This is a genomic window from Thermodesulfovibrio sp. (genome assembly GCF_049969575.1).
GTDB classification, from domain to species: Bacteria; Nitrospirota; Thermodesulfovibrionia; order Thermodesulfovibrionales; family Thermodesulfovibrionaceae; genus Thermodesulfovibrio; species Thermodesulfovibrio obliviosus.
The window spans coordinates 1-1,098 of record NZ_JBMFOO010000029.1 but is presented as its reverse complement, the minus strand read 5'-3'; the positions used below and the strand labels follow the sequence as shown (position 1 = coordinate 1,098).

The window sequence follows — 1,098 nt, the reverse complement described above, 5'->3', positions numbered from 1 at the left end:
TTCCTTTGAATTTTTTAAATTTTTCCATATTCTTACCTCAATAAAAAAGCCGGGAAATCCCCGGCTTACAAAGAAATATAAAATTAAATTAACTTTTTTTGTGACACTCGTTACATTTAGTTGGTGCTGCTTTTCCTTCTTCAACTGCTTTTTTGTGACAGTCAATGCAGGTCTTATGATAGGCATCTATAGCTTTTGAAGCTCCGTTTTTAGCTTCTGCTGGATCGTGACAATCTGTACACTTTTGAGCTTTTACCTTTGGATCTGCTTCCTTGTGATGACATACTTTACAGTCTACTTTGTAGTCAGTTGAATGTTTTCCATGACTGAATTTAACAGGAGGAAACTTGCCACCTTCAATTTTTAAGTCGTATACATCCTGAGGCTGAGCATATACAAAAGAGATTGCAAATAAAAAAACAACAGCAATTAGAACTATTAACCCTTTTTTAGACTTCAATCTTATTCACCTCCTTTCAGTTTCATGCTTTTTTTATCAGTGCTCCTCATGTTCTTCTTCATAACCTGTAAACATTGCCTTAATATGCGCCATCGGTGTATGTCCCAGGGTAGCAAGATAGAAGTGAACAATTATAAAGGTGCTAAAGAATATCCATAATCCTGTGTGAATCAATGTCGCAATCTGGAGTCCTCCAATAATTTTGGCTAATGAACCAAAAAGTTGAGGATCCCATAAAATCAATCCTGTAATAATCTGTAGAGGAATTAATACTACCATAATCATTAAATAAGAAACCTGTTGCAAAGGATTAAATTTGTTTTCAGGTATTGGATGATGAGGATTTTCATCACCTACCATAATTCCATATCCATAATATTTTGCCTGCTTTATTGAATTTTTTATGAACTCTACTGGCTTCCAGAATGGTGGAATGTATATTTTGAATAGTTTTCCTGAAAAAAGATAATAAAGAAGCCAGATAAAATAGTTTGCAAGCAATATAAAACCAAGCCAGCTATGAATCTGAACAGCTGTTTCAAAACTCATAAGTCCCATTGAATCAACAAATCTTATTTGAGCTCCAGTAAGTATAAGTACTATAAAACCTATGGCATTTATCCAATGCCAGATTCTAA

The 1,098-nt window shown here is 33.9% G+C and carries 2 protein-coding genes; both read right to left on the bottom strand.

Features of this window, described 5'->3' with window-relative positions; translation table 11 throughout:
- Nucleotides 1–88: 88 nt before the first annotated feature.
- Complete coding sequence (locus ACP5O9_RS07290; protein ID WP_428723734.1) at nt 89–460, bottom strand: cytochrome c3 family protein; 372 nt, start codon at nt 458–460, stop codon at nt 89–91.
- Nucleotides 461–496: 36 nt separating this feature from the next.
- Nucleotides 497–1,098 (bottom strand): cytochrome b/b6 domain-containing protein (locus ACP5O9_RS07285; protein WP_428723733.1); only part of this gene is annotated, 602 nt, incomplete at its 5' end.